Below are 19,331 nucleotides of genomic sequence, written 5' to 3' on the forward strand. Positions count from 1 at the left end.
AGACCGATGGCAATGTCCGCCACAGAACTCGAAACCTATATCCGGCAGGCTTTTCCGGATGCCCAGATCAAGATTGATGATCTGGCAGGGGATGGTGACCATTATGCCTGTTCCGTGGTGAGCGAAGCCTTCCGGGGTCTTTCACGCGTGCGGCAGCATCAGCTTGTCTATCAGGCCCTGCAGGGCCACATGGGCGGCAAGCTGCATGCGCTGGCGCTTACAACTTCTGCTCCCTAATCACTTAGCTTTTAAGGATATCAGACCATGACAGACACAGCACAGCAGCGCATCAAGCAGGATATTGAAGCCAACCCCGTCATGCTGTTCATGAAAGGGGATGCTGATTTCCCTCAGTGTGGTTTTTCTGCGCGCGTAGTGCAGATTCTCCAGCACCTTGGCGTTCCCTTCAAAACCGAAAATGTTCTGGCTGATCCGGGCATCCGTCAGGGTATTAAAGATTTCTCAAACTGGCCGACAATTCCGCAGCTTTACGTAAAAGGGGAATTCATTGGCGGGTGTGATATTGTTACCGAAATGTATCAGTCCGGCGAACTCCAAAACCTGTTCAAGGAAAAAAACATTCCTTGTAACGCCCCAGCCTGATTTTTAGGTTGTCAAGTGGGGAAGGGGCTGTATAGTTCCTGAAGAAAAGAGAAACAGGTTGGGATCAGATTAATGAAACGAGTTGCGGTTGTACGTGGCGCTCTTGCTCTTACAGCACTTGGCGTAGGGTTAGTCACCACATCTTCCTCTGCTCGGGCAGAACGCATTATTTCTGATCTGGAAGCCAGTAAGCTGACTTTTGCGGCGCTTACAGCAGCGCCGCCGCCAGTTGTGCATCATGTGCGGCACGTTGCTGCAGCCAAGTCTTCACACCGTGTTGTTCTGGCCGCTGCGCAGCATGGTAAAGCCCATAGCATGGTGCGCCTTGTAAGCTACCATCCTGCGCATGCCGTTTCTGCACATAGTGTAAAGCGCCGCCACCGCACCTAATCTTTTCTCTTTTACACCCACTTACGTTTTAAAGGCGTTCCTATTTCAGGAGCGCCTTTTTACATTTGGCGGATAATATCTTCCAACCGTTCCATTCTGCCTGCATCATCCAATACAAAAAGATCAAAACGCATTTCTTCGTATTGCCAATACGGATGTTTTTGCAGCAGGCATTCCGCAGCGCGGAACAAACGCCGCTGTTGCGCTGGTTGTAAACTTACCAACGCGTCTTCTATAGAACGCCGTTTTTTTACTTCCACAAAACACAGAACTGCTGCTTTACTGGCCACAATATCAATTTCGCCGCGGTGGGTGCGGGCTCTGCGCAAAAGCACAGTCCATCCGTCCTGCTCTAGCCAGTCGCAGGCTTGCTGTTCAGCAGCTACGCCTTGCATGTAAGCAACACTGCCGCTTCTTTGTTTCTGTAAAAATGCTGGTCCCTGTTTTGCAGCTACTTTGTTCGGTATCTTATAGCCCAGCCCATTTTGTGTGAGCATTTTACCTATCATGTTGCCAGACTTGTCCATTTCACCCTTTACGCTTGCGCTTACAGTTATCAGGTTTGTGCTGGTTGTTTCTGTCGGGTTGCACATTCTACTTACAAAACGCAACACGGCATCCGCTATTGGGTGGATAGGTGCATGTGTTTTTATGCCGCTGTTGGGCACAACACTTTATCTAATGTTCGGCATCAACCGCGTTACCCGCTTGGCCAAAAAACTGGTAGGAGATCGCTCCCCCCGGCGGTTGGAAACAGAGCAACCTTCATCTTGGAACAGAGAGCTGGAAGGGCAGTTTGCCCCATTGGCGCTTATGGTGGGCAAGCTCAGCAGTCGCGCTTTGGTAGGGGGCAACTCCATTATTCCGCTACATGATGGAGATGGCGCATACCCGCATATGCTGGATGCCATAGAACACGCCAGCAAGAGCATACTGCTGTGTTCCTATATTTTCAGAGATGACAAAGTGGGCGGCCTGTTTGCAGATAAACTGGTTGCAGCCCATAAACGCGGCGTACAGGTGCGTGTGCTGGTTGATGGCATCGGCAGCGGCTATTTTCTTTCACCGCTTTATCATCGGTTACGCCGGGCAGGGGTACCGTGCGCACGCTTTATGCATTCTCTGCTGCCGTGGCGGATGCCTTTTATCAATTTGCGAGATCACCGCAAAATTCTGGTGGTAGATGGGCGTATTGGCTTTCTGGGCGGCCTAAATATTGCCGATGAAAACATGGTCTCCCGCAAACCCAAGCACCCAGTATCAGACACGCATTTTAAAGTAGAAGGCCCGGTTGTGCGCCAGTTGGCCGAAGCTGCCGCATGGGATTGGTATTTTACCACGCAGGAGCGCCTACATGGCGATCTATATTTTCAGGAGCATAAAAGTACGGGCGAATCACTGGCGCGTATTGTAACGGCCGGGCCAGATACGGATCTGGAAAAAATAGAATACACCATGTTGCAGGCCATTACGCTGGCCCGCAAAAACGTAAGGTTGATGACCCCTTATTTTCTACCGGGCCAACGCCTGATGTCCGAACTGGGCCTAGCGGCCCTACGGGGCGTGCAGGTTGATTTGGTTATACCCCGCCAGAGCAATCATCTCCCGCTGGACTGGGCCTGTGCAGCCAATATTGCACCTTTGCTGAACGCAGGGGTGCGGGTATGGCTGGCAAATCCGCCTTTCAATCACTCCAAACTGATGGTGGTGGATAGAGCATGGTCTTTTGTAGGCAGTTCCAACCTTGATATTCGCAGCCTGAGGCTGAATTTTGAAATCAATATGGAAATATACGATACCATATTGGCTGAAATGCTGGATGACTTCATTACCAAGCACCGCAACAAACGGCTTACACATTATGATCTGGATAACCGCAACAAAATCATCCAGATCCGCGATGCGTTTGCCAGATTGTTCATGCCTTATCTGTAAAAGTTACAACCCGATCAAAGGTCGCAAAGTAACTGCAATAGGCCGATGATCCGAGGCAAAAACCGGCAGAACACGCGCGCTTAAACACTGCATGCCTTCCACCAAACACCGGTCAATTCTGATAGGCAGAAGATCTACCATCCGATGCGTAGGAGCCTTTGGGCCTACATCCTTAAAGCCCGGCACCAATGTTGGGCCTAACAGGTTGAAGTCCCCCAGAATGGCACATGGGGGAGAAAGCAGTGTGGCCAAGCGCCGCAACTGCTTACGGTTCAACATCTGCCCATGAGACAGATGTACATTGGCCAAAGAAAAATTTTCATACTCAATAATCTGGGCATGGCGCTTAAACAGTGGGCCAGAAGGAATGGTGCAAGCTCTGGGCGCACGCGCAAACGGAATACGGCTCCAGCACGCCACACCATGAATACGCCCCGGTTGCGGATTACGCGCATAGTGGCCACCAATAACATCTGGCAGCACATCTATTTCTATTGTGGCCTCTTGCATAAGCAGCACATCGGGCTTTTCGGCCTCAATAAGGGCGGCAATGTCATGCACTGTTGCCCCGGTACGCCGCAACAGATTCCAACTGATAATCCGCACGCCCTCCATATCACAGGACACAAAGGAATGGGCTGACTTGCGACGCGCAAACTCAACCAGCCGAGAGAGTGGACGCCTCATGATGTCAGAGTCCTTTTTTCATCCTGCGCAAGAGGTTGCGCGGCTTCATCCGCTGCAAATTCTGTTGTGAGTGTAAAGCCTATAGCCAGCAGAATTGGCCCCAGAAAAATGCCTACACCACCAAAGGCCAGTAGGCCGCCAATAACGCCCAGCACTGTCAGCAAATAAGGAAGCTTACTGCCGCGTGCAATAAACAGCGGGCGAATAAGGTGATCTGCCCCTGATATAATCAAAACACCATAAAGCAGCAGTAAAATGCCTTTTCCTGGGTGGTGCATACCAAACAGCCATAGCGCGGCAGGTATCCACACCAAAGGAGCACCTATGGGAAAAACCGCCAGAAATGCCGCCAGCACACCCAAAATAACGGCTTCTCCAACTCCTAGCAGCCACAGGCCCAAACCTGTGAGAATACCCTGTATGATCGCGGTGCCTAAAATGCCATACACTGTTCCGCGTACTGTGCTGCCCACTATATGCAGATGCCGCCCAGCTTGATGCCCTGCAATACGCACCATAACGGCTTGCACCGTATCCCATAACATGGGGCCGCTCAGCCAGAAAAAGAAGGCAATAAACAGCGCCATAACCAGATGCAGGGCTCCATTGGCCATGCGCATCAACACTTCAAGGAGAGATTGAATAATCTCACCCGCATAAGGGCGCAGCTCATCCCCCACAGAGCTGATGTTGCGGCTCCAGCGTTCCCAATGATGGCTGATATCAGGCCCAAATGCGGGCAGCGATGTTATCCAATGGGGGAGGGGGGGCAGTTCATGAATAGTGCCAACAAACGCCATAACCTGCCGCGCCCAGCGCGGGCCAGATGATACGCAGGCAGATGCCAAAAATGCCAACGGCAACACTACGCCTACAGCGCACAGCACTGTCATAGTCAGGCTGGCCGCATTTGGCCCCATGCGCCGCCGCAAATGCTGGAACAATGGCCACGTTGTATAGGCCAGCACGCCCGCCCATAACAGGGCGGAAGAAAAGGGTGCAAGCACCAGCACGCACCCATACGTAATGCCGCCCAAAAGCAGCAGCCGCATGATGCGTTCGGTAGAAGCGGGCTGACCAGTTGCCATTCCGCCATTAAATCATGAAATCCGGTTTTTGTCTGGTGTGAAAACAAAACTTCTTTATGCACAGCCAACATAACGCACCATGATGTTTTGTTTGCCAGCCAGACAGGGCTGTGTGATCTTGACCGTAGAATATTCAAAATCACAATGGGTCAGGCAGCCGATATGTCACCTCTTATTTCCACACAAAAACTGGCAGAAATGCTTGGTACGCCCGGTGTGCATCTGCTGGATGCCACAGCTCTGTTGCCCGGAGAAACCATTAACCCGCAGCAAAGCTTTGCTTCAGCGCATATTCCCGGCAGCCGGTATTTTGATATCGAGCTGTTTTCTGACCCAGAAAGCGCATTGCCGCATACAGCCCCTTCTGCTGCGCGGTTTAGCCACCTGTTCGGCAGGCTGGGCGTAACCGCGCAAGATACAGTGGTTTTTTATGATCAGGGCAATGTTGCATCGGCTTGCCGCGGGTGGTGGCTCACACGCCTGTTTGGGCATGAACGCAGCTTTATTCTTGATGGTGGGTTGCCAGCATGGGTACGTGGTGGGCACCCAACAGAAGCAGCAGCCCCTAGCGCAGCGTTGCCTGCGCCCTATCAGCCACGCACATGCTATACGCGTATTGTAGGGTTAGGAGACGTGCTGAATGTTGTAAAACACAATACACGTCCTATTCTGGATGCCCGCAGCGCTGCCCGTTTTTATGGTGAAACCCCAGAACCACGGCCCAATGTTGCCTCTGGCCACATGCCAGGCGCACGCAGCCTGCCGTATAAAAACCTGCTGAATACAAAAGGGCAGTTTTTGCCCCCAGAACAGTTGCACGCTCTATTTGCGCAAGCAGGTATTACGGAATCTGATGCCCCCATAACCACCTGTGGCTCTGGTATGACAGCAGCAGTGCTCACGGCAGGTCTGGCTATCGCCGGGCTTAATATGGGCGCCTTGTATGATGGATCTTGGGCAGAATGGGGCAGCTTCCCCAATGCGCCCGTAACAGTGGAACGCACAGCATGACAGACGAAAACAGGGTTTCCGCCGGTTGGCTGAAATTGGCATCCTCCCTCAGCCATGTTGCCCGCCCACAAGCGGCAGAGGCAGGAACTTATGTAAACCTGCCGCTGGAACGTGGCTCTACCGTTGTGTTTCCGTCCTTGGACGCCATGCAGCAAACAGGCCGCAAACGGTATGAGCATGTGAGTATTTATGGGGCTATGGGCTCTCCCACCCAGCACGCGTTGGAAAAGGCTATTGCAACCATAGAAGGCGGTACAGATACACAAATTGTCTGCTCTGGCTTGGCTGCCTGCACCACACCGCTTCTGGCTTTTCTAAAAGCAGGAGATCACTGCCTGCTGGCCGATAACGTATATGGCCCAACCCGACGCTTTGCAGAAAACATGCTCAAGCGCTTTGGTGTGGAAATTTCCTATTTTCCACCTTGCGCGGATGCCGCAACCATAACCGCCCTGATGCGCCCCAATACACGCGTGGTGTTTACAGAAAGCCCCGGCAGCCACACGTTTGAGGTGCAGGACGTTGCCATGTTGGCAGAAATTGCCCATGCGCATGGGGCCTTGCTATTTTTTGATAATACATGGGGCTTTGGCATTTTTGCGCCATTCAAGCATGGTGTAGATGTTTCCATTCAGGCGCTTACAAAATACCCGGCAGGCCATTCAGATGTCATTGCAGGGGCCATTACCGTTGCGGACACGCGCCTGTGGCATACCTTGCGCGATGCGGCCATTCAGATGGGGCAAGTGGCCGGGCCAGATGAATGTTGGCTTACGCTACGCGGCCTTCGCACTATGGGCGTGCGGTTGGCCCAGCAGGCAAAATCTGCCTTGCAGATTGCCAAATGGCTGCAAACCCGGCCGGAAGTGGCCCGCGTGCTGCACCCCGCATTACCAGAATGCCCCGGCCATACATATTGGAAACGCGATTTTACCGGAGCAGGCAGCCTATTTGGCGTTGTGCTGAAAGCCGATTACACAGCACAGGATATGCAGCGCATGATTGATGCCTTGAATATGTATGGCATTGGCGCCTCTTGGGGCGGGTATGAAAGCCTGATTCTGCCGACTACTGGCGGCATTACCCGAAGCAGTGAATCCCCCGTGCAGGACGGCCCCGCCTTCCGCCTTCAGATTGGATTGGAAAGCCCGGATGATCTGATTGCTGATCTGGAACAAGGCCTGCAAGTGCTACCCGGTAAGTAACCAAGAAAACCATAGCCATCACAGCCGGGGTTAATGAGCAGAACTCCGGCTGCGATAGGTAGCTGCTTCTGCCACATGCTGAGGCTGAATATCTGCTTCAGCAGCAAGATCAGCAATGCTGCGCGCCACGCGTAACATGCGCGTATAGCCGCGTGCTGAAAAACGAAATCTGGCCGCTATAGCTTGCGCCATATTCTGCGCTTCTGCCGATACGCACAAATCTTCCAAAGCGGCTTCTGCGTTTTTGCGCGCACCTTGCCGCTCTGCCTGCATCTGGCGGGCACACCGCACTCGCTCTGCTACTGTTGCGCTGTTTTCTCCCGGAGGACCGGCCATATATCCCAACGGTTCATAGGGCTGCATAGCAAGATGCATGTCTATTCTGTCCAACAATGGGCCAGAAAGACGGTTCATGTAATCCTCACCACAGCGCGGGGCTTTTCTGCATTCCCGGCTGGCATCACCCAGATAACCGCAACGGCAGGGGTTCATGGCCGCAATAAGCTGAAAGCGGGCAGGGTAGGTGACATGCACGGCAGCACGTGCAATGCTGATCTGGCCAGTTTCCAACGGTTGCCGCAGTGCTTCCAAAGCAGAACGAGAAAACTCTGGCAATTCGTCCAGAAACAGCACACCCCGATGCGCCAAACTAATTTCGCCCGGCCGCGCACGCGCCCCTCCGCCTACCAAAGCAGGCAGGCTGGCTGAATGATGCGGATCACGAAATGGAGGACGTCTGATAGGCCGACCGCCTATCAGCAAGCCCGCCGCGCTATAAATACGCGAGACATCCAAACTTTCCGCCACAGAAATATCTGGCAACAGGCTAGGCAAACGCGCTGCCAGCATGGATTTACCCGCACCCGGCGGCCCGCTTAACAAGAGGGAATGTCCGCCTGCCGCTGCAATTTCCAGCGCGCGACGGCCTGTTTCCATCCCACGTATATCTGACAGATCGGGTTCAGATACTGGCTCATCTTCCTGCGCGGAAAATATTGGGGGAGATAAAACCTGTAGCCCGTTAAAATGGTTGATAAGCGCCAGCAAATCTGGTGCGGCCAGAATGGAAATATCTCCACCACACAGGGCTTCCTGCCCCTGCGCCGCAGGGCACACCAAACCCAGATTCATGGAAGATGCTTCCAGAGAAGCAGAAAGCACACCCGCAACAGGGTTAAGCCGTCCATCTAGGGAAAGTTCACCTAAAGCGGCATAACGCGCCACTTCCTCACCCGGTATCACACCCATGGCGGTAAGCAATGCCAACGCAATGGGAAGATCGAAATGAGATCCTTCCTTGGGAATATCCGCTGGAACCAGATTAACCAGAATACGCTTGGCGGGCAGCGCAAGCCCAATGGAAGTAAGTGCCGCACGCACACGCTCGCGCGCTTCTGCCACGGCTTTATCCGGCAGACCAACCATTAAAAAGGCTGGCAAACCGCTGGAAATTTGCACTTCCACCCAAACGGGGCGGGCTTCTATGCCGCAAAAAGCAAAGCTTCGGATGCGGGAATTGAGTATTCCCGCCCCGATAGACACGCTTATTTACCTTTGTAAATCAAGCGTGCGCGGATTGTGCCTTCCAGCCCACGCAATGCCTGCAAAAGACGATCATCCAGTTCCGTGCTGCCGCCGGTATCGGCTTCAATCACCACGTAACCGATTTCTCCATCCGTCTGCAAAAACTGCGCCGTAACGTTGCAATCTGCATTCATGAAGATTTCGTTCAGGCGCATCATCATACCCGGCACGTTGCGATGCGCATGCATAAAGCGGGTGCCACGTGGGCTTTGCGGCAACTGTACGCCGGGGAAATTCACGGAACCAAAGGTGGATCCCACATCGGAATATTCCACCAGCTTACGCGCCACTTCCACGCCAATGCGTTCCTGCGCTTCCACGGTGGAACCACCAACATGCGGGGAAAGAATAACGTTATCCAGCCCCTGCAATGGTGTTTCCAGCTTGTCGTTCGGGCCTTTGGGTTCCTTGGGGTACACATCAATAGCGGCACCCAGCAGATGGCCGCTTTTCAGCGCTTCTGCCAAGGCATCCAGATCAACCACGTTGCCGCGTGCATTGTTGATGAGGAAAGATCCTTTCTTCATCGCCTTGATCTGGGCTTCACCCATCAGGTTCTTGGTTGTGGGCAACTGTGGCACGTGCAGGCTCACCACATCGCTCTGCCCCAGCAGGTCTTCCAGCGTTTCTACTGGTAGCGCATTGCCGTGGCCCAATTTGTCCACCACATCGTAATACACCACGCGCATGCCAAAGGCTTCTGCCAGCACAGAAAGCTGGGAGCCAATGGAGCCATAACCGACAATACCCAGCGTTTTGCCGCGCACTTCCCAGCTATTATGAGCGGATTTAGACCATTTACCCTCATGGCATTCCACAGAGCGGGGGAAAATGCGGCGCATGAGCATAACAATTTCGCCCATCACCAGTTCCGCCACGGAACGTGTGTTGCTGTAAGGTGCGTTAAAAACGGGAATACCGTTCATACGCGCGGCTTCAAGATCAACCTGATTGGTGCCGATACAGAAGCAGCCAATGGCCATAAGCCGGTCTGCGCCATCCAGCACGTCCTTTGTCAGCTGCGTACGGGAACGAATGCCGACAATATGCACACCTTCCAGCGCTTCTTTGAGGGCATCCCCCTCCAGCGCGCCTTTATGACGCACAACGTTTTCATAACCGCTGGCCTTAAGAAGGGCGACGGCACTGTCGTGGATACCCTCCAGCAGCAGAATGCGGATCTTGTCCTTGGGGAGAGACAGGTGCGTGCTTGTGCTCATGTAGAACCGACCAAATAGCTGTTGTGCCGAGCCGCAGACCTATCTCAAAAACCACAAAATTGATAGGGCTGCCGCATGAGAGATAAAGAAATGACGCCGAAATCTAGCGATCTGCCTGCAAAGTTGCCACGGCTTGCTGATGCAGGGGGGCCGAACCCGCAGCTAGAACTGTACGGTCTCCATCCATCCGCAAGGGCGTACCATCCCACGCCGTTATGGTGCCACCGGCACCTTCAATAACAGGTACAAGGGCGGCCCAATCCCACGGATTCATGTCACATTCGGCTATCAGGTCAATCTGCCCTAAAGCCAGAAGACCATAGGCGTAGCAATCCCCCCCCCATGTCATGCGTTTGGCGCAGGCTTTTAGGGTTTTCCAACCTGTATGCGGGGCCAGTTCCAGCATTTCGGGGGAGGTGCAGGACATTTCTGCTGCTTCTAACGCCACGTTCTGACGTGTAGCAGGGCGTCCGCCCAGAGGTGAAAAAAACTGCGTAGGCTGGCCCTTCACGCCTAACCAGCGCTCATCCAGCACCGGCTGATCCAATAGCCCAAGCACCGGCACGCCATGATGGCAAAGGGCAATAAGCGTACCAAACATGGGCCGCCCCGTTACAAAGGATCGCGTACCATCAACTGGGTCCAGCAGCCATTGCCACGGAGCCGCTGCGTTTTCATGGCCAAACTCCTCACCAAACACGCCATGATCTGGCAAGCGCTCGGCCAGAATGGCGCGCATCACCCGTTCCGCACTGCGATCCGCAATGGTTACGGGGCTTTCATCCTTTTTATCGTCCACCGCCACATCCCGTCGGAACCACGGGCGAACAACCGTGCGGGCGGCATCTGCCATCATGGTTGCTACATCTGTAAAAAGGCCGAGTTCTTCCGAATGTATCATGGTGTGCATCCTGCCTGTGCGGGCGCAGCCTGCCCGCCGAGAGTATGAAGAAATGCAATAACATCTGCCCGCTGGGCGGGATCAGGTATGCCGGTGAGTGACATACGTGTACCGGGCGCAAAGCGGGCAGGGGCCATAAGCCAATCTGCCAGCATCTGGTCTGTCCAGTGTTGGCCTGCATGCTGCTGCAAAGCCGTAGAATAGGTGTAGCCAGCGCAGGATGCCACAGCACGCCCTGCAACACTGGCCAGAGGTGGTCCGGCGTTTTCCGCAGATCCACCAGCCAAAGCATGGCACTGTGCGCAAACCTGCCTTACGGTTGCGCCACCACGTTGCACATTGGCCTGCGCCATAAACGGAGCGATAGGTACAGGCTCCAACCCCGGCAAGGAAAAAGCAGGGCGGGCAGGGGTTGTATCTGGCACAGTACTGCGAGCGGCAAACACACATGTTGCCAACACTCCCGCACTTAATAAGGCGGAAACCGCTATTCTGTTCAGAAACCTACCATCCATGCCGGGAGGCACCTCACTTTCTGCCGGTTGCGTTTACCGTGCAGCTTTCATAAACTGCGCGCCGCTTTCAACCGGCTATAAGACGAGCCGCTTTTCGGAGCAAGCTGATGGTTTCTTCTCTTGTTGTCATACCTGCTCGGCTTGCTTCCACACGCCTGCCGGGAAAGCCGCTGGCAGACATTGCTGGCCGCCCCATGGTTCTGCGTGTGTGGGATGCCGCCATGGCCGCCAATATTGGCCCGGTTGTGGTGGCCGCAGCGGATCAGGAAATTTATGATGCCGTCACCGCAGCAGGTGGCACCGCGATTCTAACAGATCCTGACCTCCCCTCCGGGTCAGACAGAGTATGGCAGGCCACTCAGGCCTTTGACCCCGATGGCAAATATGATGTGCTGCTGAACCTGCAAGGTGATCTGCCGACATTTGAACCGCAAGCCCTACACGCCGTTATGAGCGTTATGGCCAACCCGATGTACGATGTTGGCACATTGGTCGCACCTGTAACATCGGATGCAGAAAAAAACGCGGCTTCTGTGGTAAAGGTCGCCTGTGATTTTTCAGGGGATGCACAAATAGCGCCCGCTCTTTATTTTTCCCGCCAACCAATTCCATGGGGTGATGGGCCGCTATGGCACCATATTGGTGTTTATGGGTGGCGCAGAGCAGCTTTGGCACAATTTGTAGCCCTCCCACCATCCGGTTTGGAAAAGCGGGAAAGTCTGGAACAGCTCCGTGCATTGGAAGCTGGCATGCGTATTGGCTGCACACGCCTTGCATCAGCACCATTTGGGGTGGATACACCAGAAGATCTGGAACGTGCACGCCGTGCATTTGGAGCATAATTGAGGCATGACACAAAAGGTTATCGCCTTTCAGGGCACACCGGGCGCGTATTCTGATCTGGCCTGCCGTAATGCCAAGCCGGGATGGAAAACCCTGCCATGCCGTACCTTTGCCGATACTATTGATGCCGTGCATCAGGGCCGGGCAGAACTGGCCATGCTGGCGTGCGAAAACAGCTTGGCCGGACGTGTGCCTGATATTCATTCCCTATTGCCTGCTTCTGGCCTGCAAATTGTGGGAGAGCACTTTCAAAGGGTAGAACACTGCCTGCTGGTTGTGCCTGGCACGCGTATGGAGCAGGTGCGGCGTGTACATACCCACCCGGTAGCTTTAGGACAAATCCGAAACCTGATTCGTGATTACAATTTGGAACCTGTGGCCGAGTTTGATACGGCAGGAGCTGCGGAACTGGTAGCCCTATGGAAAAAACCGGAAGAAGCTGCTGTGGCATCTGCTCTGGCAGCAGAACTCTACGGGCTGGACATTCTTAAAAAGAATGTAGAAGACGCAGACCACAACACCACCCGTTTTTACATTACCTCCCGCACGGCAGATCGTCCGCCGGTTGAAACCCCTAATGTGATGACGACACTCATCTTCAGTGTCAAAAACCAGCCCGGCGCGTTGTATAAAGTACTGGGCGGTTTTGCCACCAACGGCGTTAACATGACCCGGCTGGAAAGCTACATGTCTGGTGAAACCTTTGCCGCCTCCCGCTTTTTGTTGGATGTTGATGGACATCCAGATGATATACGCTTGAGTAAAGCACTGGCTGAGCTTGATTTTTTTGCACAGAACACCACAATTCTAGGTGTCTACCCTCAATCGCCCTTCCGCCAGCATACCTCTGCCGAAGGGCAGGACACGCCGCGCAGTATGCCGGTACATGCCATTTCAGGATAAGTGACTGCCCATGTCTGATACCTTTTTCTCCGGGTCTATTACCGCGCTGATTACCCCCATGAACCGGGACGGCAGTCTGGATTTTGCCTCGTTCGAAAAACTGGTGGACTGGCAGATCCGTGAGGGAACATCTGCCTTATGCGCCGTTGGCACAACGGGAGAAAGCCCAACCCTTTCTCATGCTGAACACCACGCGGTTGTAGAACGCACCATTAAAGTATCAGCGGGCCGCGTTCCTGTTATTGCGGGTGCGGGATCAAACAGCACATCCGAAGCCGTAGATCTGGCTCAGTACGCAGAAAAAGCTGGAGCAAGCGCTGTATTGGTAGTGGCGCCTTATTATAACAAACCCACGCAGGAAGGGCTTTACCGGCATTACATGGCTATTGCGGATGCCATTTCTATTCCGGTTATTCTTTACAATATTCCGGGCCGTTCCATTGTTGATATCAGCGTAGAAACAATGGCGCGTCTGGCACGGCACCCAAATATTATTGGTGTAAAAGATGCCACAGCCAACCTTCTGCGCCCATTGCAGGTGCGCCGCGCCGTAGAAAAGCGCTTTAACCAGCTTTCTGGGGAAGATGGTACCGCTGTGGCGTTTTTGGCTGCCGGGGGCGATGGCTGCATTAGTGTAACCGCCAATGTTGCGCCTGCTTTGTGTGCCAATGTGCAAAAAGCATGGCAGGAAGGCCGCGTGCAGGATGCCATTGCTATTCAGGATAAGCTTTTGCCTTTGCATGATACGCTTTTTTGTGAAAGCAATCCGGCTCCGGCCAAATACGCCGCCAGCCTGTTAGGGCTGGCTGGTGAAACCTGCCGCCTACCGCTTGCCCCCCTCACCGAACCTTCTCGCGAGAAGGTTCGTGCGGCCCTTGTTGATATCGGGCTACTAAACTGATGAGTTCAAAATCGGGAAAATCTGCCAAAAGTTCCATGATCTCTCATGGCATGGTGGCGCAAAACCGTAAGGCGCGCTTCAATTATAATATTCTGGAAACCATTGAAGCTGGGCTTGTACTAAGAGGTGCCGAGGTTAAAAGCCTGCGCCTTGGCCGTGCCACCATTAACGAAGCCTTTGCTGGTGAACGGGATGGATCACTATGGCTGTTTAACAGCTATATTCCTGAATATCAGGGGGGCGTTCTTTCCCGTTTTGATACGCGTGCACCACGTAAATTACTGATGCACCGGAAGGAAATGCGCAAGTTTATAGGCGCCATTGCCAAACAGGGCGCAACTTTGGTGCCATTGAATGTGCATTTTAATGAGAGAGGCTTGGCTAAAGTTACGCTTGGCTTAGGCGTTGGCAAAAAAACCCACGACAAGCGGCAGAGCATTGCAGACAGAGATTGGCAGCGTGATAAAGCGCGCTTAATCCGAAATAAGGGGAAAGGGGACTACTAAACGTTCCCGTCCACTTTATAAAAACGGACACAATCTCAAGCTAGAACCCATAAAAAAACCCCGGCATAACCGGGGTTTTTTCTTGAAACCTAATTCTAAAATCAGGATCAGGCCGGAGAAACTTCAGCAGCTTCTGGGCCTTTCTGGCCCTGAACCACCTTTACGTTTACACCCTGACCTTCGTTCAGTGCGCTCAGGCCAGACCGTTCAAGAGCAGAAGCGTGAACAAAAATGTCCTTACCGCCGCTTTCCGGTGTGATGAAGCCAAAACCTTTGACAGAGTTGTACCATTTTACGGTACCACGTGTGTCTTCAGCCATGGACAGATCCGGGGCAGGGCGGCCAGCCGGACGGCTGCCAAAACCGGGGCGCGGTGCACGGGGGCGTTCTGGCTGGGCGGTGCTTTCGTCAACGGAAATAACTTCCGCAACCTGGCGACCTTTTGGGCCCTGGCCAATCCGTACAACCAGTGTCGCACCCGGGCTTACACCCTGATGGCCTGCCTGAGAGAGTGCATTGGCGTGCAGGAATACATCACCGGTGCCATCTGCCAGTTCAACAAAGCCGAAGCCTTTTTCGCTGTTGAACCATTTAACAGTTGCACCAACTTCCGGCCCGGAAGCCACAACCTGCGGACCACCAGCGCCACGGCGCGGTGCAAATCCACCACGGTCACCGCCACCAAAAGCAGGGCGCTCACCAAAGGAAGGCATGGACATGTAATCGTCATCAAATCCGCCGCGGCGAGGAAAACGAGAGCTGCGGTCGGTCCTGTTACTTTTCAACGGTCTTGATCCTGGAGTACGGAGAAGGCTGAAGCTTCTCCCGATATTGAAAAACGGGCAGTTTGCCGGAATGGGTTGACAGGTTTACGTAATTTGAAGAAAACGCCACCGTTCCCGTTCCTGAAAGCTGCAAATGCGCCCACTGTTTCCGTAGCACAGCCAACAGCGTGCGACTATAGGAAAGCATGAAATTGGCGGGAGTTTCACACACTTTTCTTGATCTCACAGTTATGTGATACCTCTGCGCCCATAGAGGTCTGACGTTGGCATGATAGCCACAGCCAGACAGGATAAGGGGAAACGGGCTTTCTTGTGCGGGTATTATCCATTAAGAACAGCCTAGACTCATGCCCGCACATGGCCAAATGGAAGAAAAAGCATGCCCGTAGTTTTAAAACGGCTTCGCGCACGGCGCCTTGCCCTTGCGTCTCTTATGCTGGCAGGGGCATCCGTGTGTTCTCTTTCTTCCGCCAAAGCGACTCCTGCCTCTGACAACAAAGGCACATGGACCCTTCAGGGTGAGAACGATGCCATCACCACCCTAAAGGGCACATCGGACCAATATTATACCAGTGGCCTGCGTTTTAACTGGACATCTGGCACCAATACGCTGCCCACCCCCATTGCCGCCATTAACAAGGCCATTTGGGGGGAAGGCGTGCAGCGTATTAGCATTGGCCTGCAACAGCTTATCTTCACGCCACGCAATACACAGGTTTCCAGCCCGTGGGCTCCGGGGCAGGCGCAAACTGCACGTATTAATGACAGGCCTTATTCCAGCCTGCTGCTGGGCACCGTAAATCTTATTAATGATACGGACAGAACCCGCAGCGTATTTGGCATTCAGTTTGGTATTATGGGGCCGGGCGGCTTGGGCGAGCAGCTCCAGAATGGATTCCACGGCCTGATTGGTGATACCAAAAACCAGGGCTGGTCTCATCAGCTTAAAAATCAGCCCATCTTTCAGGTGCAAGGCGGGCGTATCTGGCGTTTGCCTCTGGCGCATGTGTTTGGCGTGGAGTTTGACATGCTGCCATCTGCCGCCGCCGCCATTGGTGATTATCAGATTTATGGCCGCATTGGTGATGTGTTCCGGATCGGGCAGGGGCTGGATAGTGATTTCGGCACCCCCACCATTCAGGCTTCCGGCACAGATGGTACGGATGCCTATAAATCGCGGCGTCCCTTTTCATGGTACATCTTTGGTGGCGTAACGGGTGAAGCCGTTGGGTATGATGCCTCATTGCAAGGCAACACCATGCGCAGCAATTCCCTACACGTGATTAAAAAGTGGGATGTGGGTGAAATTCATGCCGGTTTGGCCTTCATGTTCTGCGGTTTGCGCATTTCCTACAGCCAGGTTTGGCAGACGCAGCAGTTCACCACAGCCAAGTCTGGCCTGTTTAACTATGGTTCATTAATGGTTTCGGCAAAGTTCTGATTCTTTTTCCTGCACCACAGAAAGTCATTTGCACAAAAAACAGGCATAAAAATTGTGCGCTTTGTGTGCGTTTGTGTTTTTTTCGTCACGAAGCCTCAAACCTGCCTGCTTTTAAGGCGTTAATATTCGTTTTCTCATAGCGTAGCGCGCTGCAGCTCTTTTACACTCCAAACATCAAGACCGAACCGGGATTGTCAGGGGATAAAAGAAACCATGCCGCGCACAACAGCATCTTCTCAGCAACACACCTGCCAGATCATTCCATTCCAGATGGAAATCACATCCCGCCAGCAGGCTTACCTTACCCGTTGGGTGCAGGCTGCTCAGCCCATGGGCATTTGCGATGCAGATGTTTTTGTGTCTGAACAGAAGCAGGCCGGCATTTCTGCTGGTTACGTTGTGGTATGGGTGCGCGAAACTCCAGATCCTGCTTACCAGATTTACTGCCACGGCAACCGCTGGATTGTTATGGATGCTATCCGTGATAATAAACTGGGCAGCTTCAACACTTTTGCAGATGCCTTGAACATGATCCGCCCCGTCATGCCGCGCGAACAGGGCATTGTTGCTGCTTAAACACCCCTGTTTAAGTTATGCATTCCGGTTGGCCGCCTTCTTCCCTTCCAAGGGAAGGGCGGCTTTTTTTTGCCCTCAGCCTTGCACCAAATCATTAAGAAATCCTGTTATTTCCATTTCAGGGATTGCCTCATGGGTTTCTCCTGCTGCAAGGACTACGCAGACCATCACCAGTTCGAGTAGATCTGAAAGGATCCTGAGATGACAAGCCTGACCCTCGCATACCCCGAAACCACCGTGCATGAGGCTACGGCAGCAGCAATCATCCGCGTTCTGGAAGCCAATGATGTAGAGCCGGATATTGTAACCGGCCCCAAAGACGTGCTGACAGACATGCTCAAAAAGGGTGAGGTTGATTTTTACGTTTCTGCATGGCTGCCGGATGAAGATGCGGGCATGCTGGCCCCCGGTATTCTTCCGCTTGGCAATCTGTTTCGTCCCGCAGCTCATTGCTGCATTTCTGCAGAAGATACGCCGCTGACATCTTTGGATGATGTGGCACAGGCTGGGCCAGAACTTTCCCGCACGATTATCACGCCTGTATCTTTGCAAAAACACATGGAAAAAGTGTTGCAGCAGTATGGGCTGGATACCGCCGGCTTCAGCCTGAAAGTGTTACCGGATGAAGAAGCACTGGCAGAACTGAACGCTGCCCTCAAGCGGGAAGAACTGGTGCTGATGCCACTGTTTCAGCCTTGCTTTCTGTTCCACATTGGCGGTTTCCGTATTCTGAACGATCCCAAAAATGCATTGGGGGGCGAACAGGACGCGCGCATTCTGATCCGTGCAGAAATCAAGGATGAAATGGAGCAGGATCTTCTGGACGAATTGGATGAGCTGATGCTCAGCGCCAAAATTATCAGCGCCATGGATTACGCCATGCGTGTTGAAGGCATGACAGCCGATGAAGCAGCAGAAGCCTGGCAGCGCGGCAAACTACTGCCCCGCTAAGGAAAGGCCGCGCCAGCATGACAGATCAATCCCCCGCCGATACGCGCGATTCCAGCCTAGCCGCCCAATATGAGGTGTATCCATACCCAGAAAGAAACCCGCAGGATGAGGCCAAGCGCCTTTTAATAGGCAGCCCCAGCCATTTGCGGGAAATTGACTACTGGGTTTTTGGCGCCAAACGGCCGCAAAGCCAGCCTTTGCGGGCACTGGTGGCAGGGTGCGGCACCGGGGATGGTGCCATTATGCTGGCAACACACCTGCAACGTGCCGGACGCCCCGGTGAGGTTGTATGTGTAGATCGCTCCCAAAAGGCGCTTTCCATTGCGCAAGCGCGGGCGCAAACGCGGGAGCTGGCAAATATCCGCTTCATTCAGGGCTCTCTGACAGAACTGGATGCGCTGGATCTGGGCCTTTTTGATTATATTGATTGCTGTGGCGTACTGCATCATCTCCCAGATCCTGATGCCGCATTAGCCATGTTAGAAAAACACCTCGCACCCGGTGGTGGCATGGGGCTGATGGTCTATGCACCTTATGGGCGCACAGGTGTTTACATGGTGCAGGATGCGCTGGAAAAAATTGCGCCTCATTCCGAATCTCCTCAAACACGGCTCGATATGGCACGCCGCGTGATGCGCACGCTGCCTGCCACTGCGTGGTTGCGGCAGAACGGCAACTTTGGAGATCACCTTTCTGGCGGTGATGCAGGCTTATACGATCTGCTGCTAAACCCCAGAGACCGCGCTTATACCGTTACAGAGTTTTTAGATTTTCTGGGCAAAGCCGGGCTGGAACCTTCCTGCTTAATGGAACCGGCACGATATGATCCAACCCTGTTTTTGCCAGATCCACGCCTGCGCGCGCGCATAAGCAGCCTGCCGTGGCAACAGCAGGCTGCCATAGCGGAAGACCTTGCAGGTAATATGCCCACTCATGTTGCTTATGTTGTCCGCAAGGGCGCACGCATTACGCCGCCAGACCCCATGGATTTTTCTGCCGTGCCAATCATGCGTGAAATACCGGGGGTAGAATTGGCCAAGCAGATGCAGCCAGACCACACGCTGCCTTTTGCTTTTGGCACATTGGTTGTGCCCATTCCCTTGCCACCACAAATGCGCGGCATCCTGCCCCTGATTGATGGTGAACGTACTGTTGGTGCTTTGGCAGAAGCCGTGGCACCTCGCGGTATTTCAGAAAACAAATTTCGCAAAGTGTGGGCAGAAGGTTTTACTACCTTGGAACGGCTGAACCGCGTGCTCTTACGTCCACCGGCTTAAAAACATTCT

At 53.6% G+C, this 19,331-nt stretch carries 22 protein-coding genes; 14 read left to right on the forward strand and 8 right to left on the reverse strand.

Features of this window, described 5'->3' with window-relative positions; all coding sequences use genetic code 11:
- Positions 1–6: 6 nt before the first annotated feature.
- The 3 genes from FKW19_RS06745 to FKW19_RS06755 all read left to right on the forward strand — a co-directional run bounded on the left by FKW19_RS06745 (position 7) and on the right by FKW19_RS06755 (position 993).
- On the forward strand, positions 7–237 hold the full coding sequence (locus FKW19_RS06745; RefSeq protein WP_006115272.1) for a BolA/IbaG family iron-sulfur metabolism protein: 231 nt from the start codon (positions 7–9) through the stop codon (positions 235–237).
- Positions 238–264: 27 nt separating this feature from the next.
- Positions 265–603, forward strand: a complete 339-nt coding sequence (grxD, locus tag FKW19_RS06750) for a Grx4 family monothiol glutaredoxin (RefSeq protein ID WP_006115271.1) — start codon at positions 265–267, stop codon at positions 601–603.
- A 72-nt stretch (positions 604–675) separates the two neighbouring features.
- Positions 676–993 (forward strand): hypothetical protein, encoded by a 318-nt coding sequence (locus FKW19_RS06755; protein WP_089178941.1) that lies wholly within the window; start codon positions 676–678, stop codon positions 991–993.
- A 59-nt stretch (positions 994–1,052) separates the two neighbouring features.
- On the opposite strand, the gene FKW19_RS06760 is transcribed toward FKW19_RS06755, so the two are convergent.
- Positions 1,053–1,502, reverse strand: a complete 450-nt coding sequence (locus FKW19_RS06760; RefSeq protein WP_193561075.1) for a YraN family protein — start codon at positions 1,500–1,502, stop codon at positions 1,053–1,055.
- On the opposite strand from FKW19_RS06760, the gene cls reads away from it, so the two are divergent.
- Positions 1,501–2,928, forward strand: coding sequence for a cardiolipin synthase (gene cls, locus FKW19_RS06765; RefSeq protein WP_035351401.1), 1,428 nt, complete (start codon positions 1,501–1,503; stop codon positions 2,926–2,928). The two genes, FKW19_RS06760 and cls, sit on opposite strands and share 2 nt — an antisense overlap.
- A gap of 3 nt (positions 2,929–2,931) precedes the next feature.
- Here cls and FKW19_RS06770 read toward each other — a convergent pair whose 3' ends face one another.
- Together FKW19_RS06770 and FKW19_RS06775 are read right to left on the reverse strand one after the other, a co-directional pair.
- Entirely contained in the window at positions 2,932–3,615 is a 684-nt protein-coding gene (locus tag FKW19_RS06770) for an endonuclease/exonuclease/phosphatase family protein (protein ID WP_006115267.1), read from the reverse strand.
- On the reverse strand, positions 3,612–4,703 hold the full coding sequence (locus FKW19_RS06775) for an AI-2E family transporter (RefSeq protein ID WP_006115266.1): 1,092 nt from the start codon (positions 4,701–4,703) through the stop codon (positions 3,612–3,614). The genes FKW19_RS06770 and FKW19_RS06775 overlap by 4 nt, the downstream gene beginning before the upstream one ends.
- 69 nt (positions 4,704–4,772) lie before the next feature.
- On the opposite strand from FKW19_RS06775, the gene FKW19_RS06780 reads away from it, so the two are divergent.
- Together FKW19_RS06780 and metC are read left to right on the forward strand one after the other, a co-directional pair.
- Positions 4,773–5,714, forward strand: coding sequence for a sulfurtransferase (locus FKW19_RS06780; RefSeq protein WP_089178939.1), 942 nt, complete (start codon positions 4,773–4,775; stop codon positions 5,712–5,714).
- On the forward strand, positions 5,711–6,919 hold the full coding sequence (metC, locus tag FKW19_RS06785) for a cystathionine beta-lyase (protein WP_035351405.1): 1,209 nt from the start codon (positions 5,711–5,713) through the stop codon (positions 6,917–6,919). Before FKW19_RS06780 ends, metC begins: the two co-directional genes overlap by 4 nt.
- A gap of 30 nt (positions 6,920–6,949) precedes the next feature.
- Here the strand turns inward: metC and FKW19_RS06790 are convergent, their stop codons facing one another.
- From FKW19_RS06790 to FKW19_RS06805, 4 genes are all read right to left on the reverse strand, one after another.
- Positions 6,950–8,461 (reverse strand): YifB family Mg chelatase-like AAA ATPase, encoded by a 1,512-nt coding sequence (locus tag FKW19_RS06790; protein WP_089178938.1) that lies wholly within the window; start codon positions 8,459–8,461, stop codon positions 6,950–6,952.
- Between the two features lie 2 nt (positions 8,462–8,463).
- Positions 8,464–9,723, reverse strand: a complete 1,260-nt coding sequence (gene serA, locus FKW19_RS06795) for a phosphoglycerate dehydrogenase (protein ID WP_006115262.1) — start codon at positions 9,721–9,723, stop codon at positions 8,464–8,466.
- 103 nt (positions 9,724–9,826) lie between these two features.
- A complete protein-coding gene (locus FKW19_RS06800; protein ID WP_193561074.1) occupies positions 9,827–10,624 on the reverse strand; it encodes an inositol monophosphatase family protein in 798 nt (265 codons plus the stop codon).
- Positions 10,621–11,139 (reverse strand): cytochrome c family protein, encoded by a 519-nt coding sequence (locus FKW19_RS06805; RefSeq protein WP_089178937.1) that lies wholly within the window; start codon positions 11,137–11,139, stop codon positions 10,621–10,623. Before FKW19_RS06805 ends, FKW19_RS06800 begins: the two co-directional genes overlap by 4 nt.
- Before the next feature lie 107 nt (positions 11,140–11,246).
- Here FKW19_RS06805 and FKW19_RS06810 point away from each other — a divergent pair, with 107 nt between their 5' ends.
- Genes FKW19_RS06810 through smpB form a run of 4 tightly spaced genes read left to right on the forward strand, consistent with a single transcriptional unit; the run spans position 11,247 to position 14,292 of the window.
- Positions 11,247–11,981 carry a 3-deoxy-manno-octulosonate cytidylyltransferase gene (locus FKW19_RS06810; protein WP_089178936.1) on the forward strand — a complete coding sequence of 245 codons (735 nt, stop codon included), beginning with the start codon at positions 11,247–11,249 and terminating at the stop codon, positions 11,979–11,981.
- A gap of 7 nt (positions 11,982–11,988) precedes the next feature.
- Positions 11,989–12,885 (forward strand): prephenate dehydratase, encoded by an 897-nt coding sequence (locus FKW19_RS06815; protein WP_089178935.1) that lies wholly within the window; start codon positions 11,989–11,991, stop codon positions 12,883–12,885.
- Positions 12,886–12,895: 10 nt separating this feature from the next.
- Entirely contained in the window at positions 12,896–13,786 is an 891-nt protein-coding gene (gene dapA / locus FKW19_RS06820) for a 4-hydroxy-tetrahydrodipicolinate synthase (RefSeq protein WP_006115257.1), read from the forward strand.
- Positions 13,786–14,292 (forward strand): SsrA-binding protein SmpB, encoded by a 507-nt coding sequence (gene smpB / locus FKW19_RS06825; protein ID WP_006115256.1) that lies wholly within the window; start codon positions 13,786–13,788, stop codon positions 14,290–14,292. The genes dapA and smpB overlap by 1 nt, the downstream gene beginning before the upstream one ends.
- Before the next feature lie 107 nt (positions 14,293–14,399).
- On the opposite strand, the gene FKW19_RS15945 is transcribed toward smpB, so the two are convergent.
- Entirely contained in the window at positions 14,400–15,077 is a 678-nt protein-coding gene (locus FKW19_RS15945) for a cold-shock protein (RefSeq protein WP_006115255.1), read from the reverse strand.
- Positions 15,078–15,456: 379 nt separating this feature from the next.
- On the opposite strand from FKW19_RS15945, the gene FKW19_RS06835 reads away from it, so the two are divergent.
- The 4 genes from FKW19_RS06835 to FKW19_RS06850 all read left to right on the forward strand — a co-directional run bounded on the left by FKW19_RS06835 (position 15,457) and on the right by FKW19_RS06850 (position 19,322).
- Positions 15,457–16,518 carry a lipid A deacylase LpxR family protein gene (locus FKW19_RS06835; protein ID WP_004449120.1) on the forward strand — a complete coding sequence of 354 codons (1,062 nt, stop codon included), beginning with the start codon at positions 15,457–15,459 and terminating at the stop codon, positions 16,516–16,518.
- A gap of 213 nt (positions 16,519–16,731) precedes the next feature.
- Positions 16,732–17,094 carry a hypothetical protein gene (locus FKW19_RS06840; protein ID WP_006115252.1) on the forward strand — a complete coding sequence of 121 codons (363 nt, stop codon included), beginning with the start codon at positions 16,732–16,734 and terminating at the stop codon, positions 17,092–17,094.
- A 201-nt stretch (positions 17,095–17,295) separates the two neighbouring features.
- The gene (locus tag FKW19_RS06845; RefSeq protein ID WP_089178933.1) at positions 17,296–18,045 is read left to right on the forward strand and encodes a glycine betaine ABC transporter substrate-binding protein; all 750 of its coding nucleotides are present in this window, start codon (positions 17,296–17,298) and stop codon (positions 18,043–18,045) included.
- Positions 18,046–18,062: 17 nt separating this feature from the next.
- Positions 18,063–19,322: a bifunctional 2-polyprenyl-6-hydroxyphenol methylase/3-demethylubiquinol 3-O-methyltransferase UbiG gene (locus FKW19_RS06850; RefSeq protein ID WP_006115249.1), complete on the forward strand. Its 1,260-nt coding sequence runs from the start codon at positions 18,063–18,065 to the stop codon at positions 19,320–19,322.
- Positions 19,323–19,331 lie beyond the last annotated feature (9 nt).

Source organism: Acetobacter sp. DmW_125128 (assembly GCF_008704325.1).
In the GTDB taxonomy this organism is placed as follows: domain Bacteria; phylum Pseudomonadota; class Alphaproteobacteria; order Acetobacterales; family Acetobacteraceae; genus Acetobacter; species Acetobacter oryzifermentans.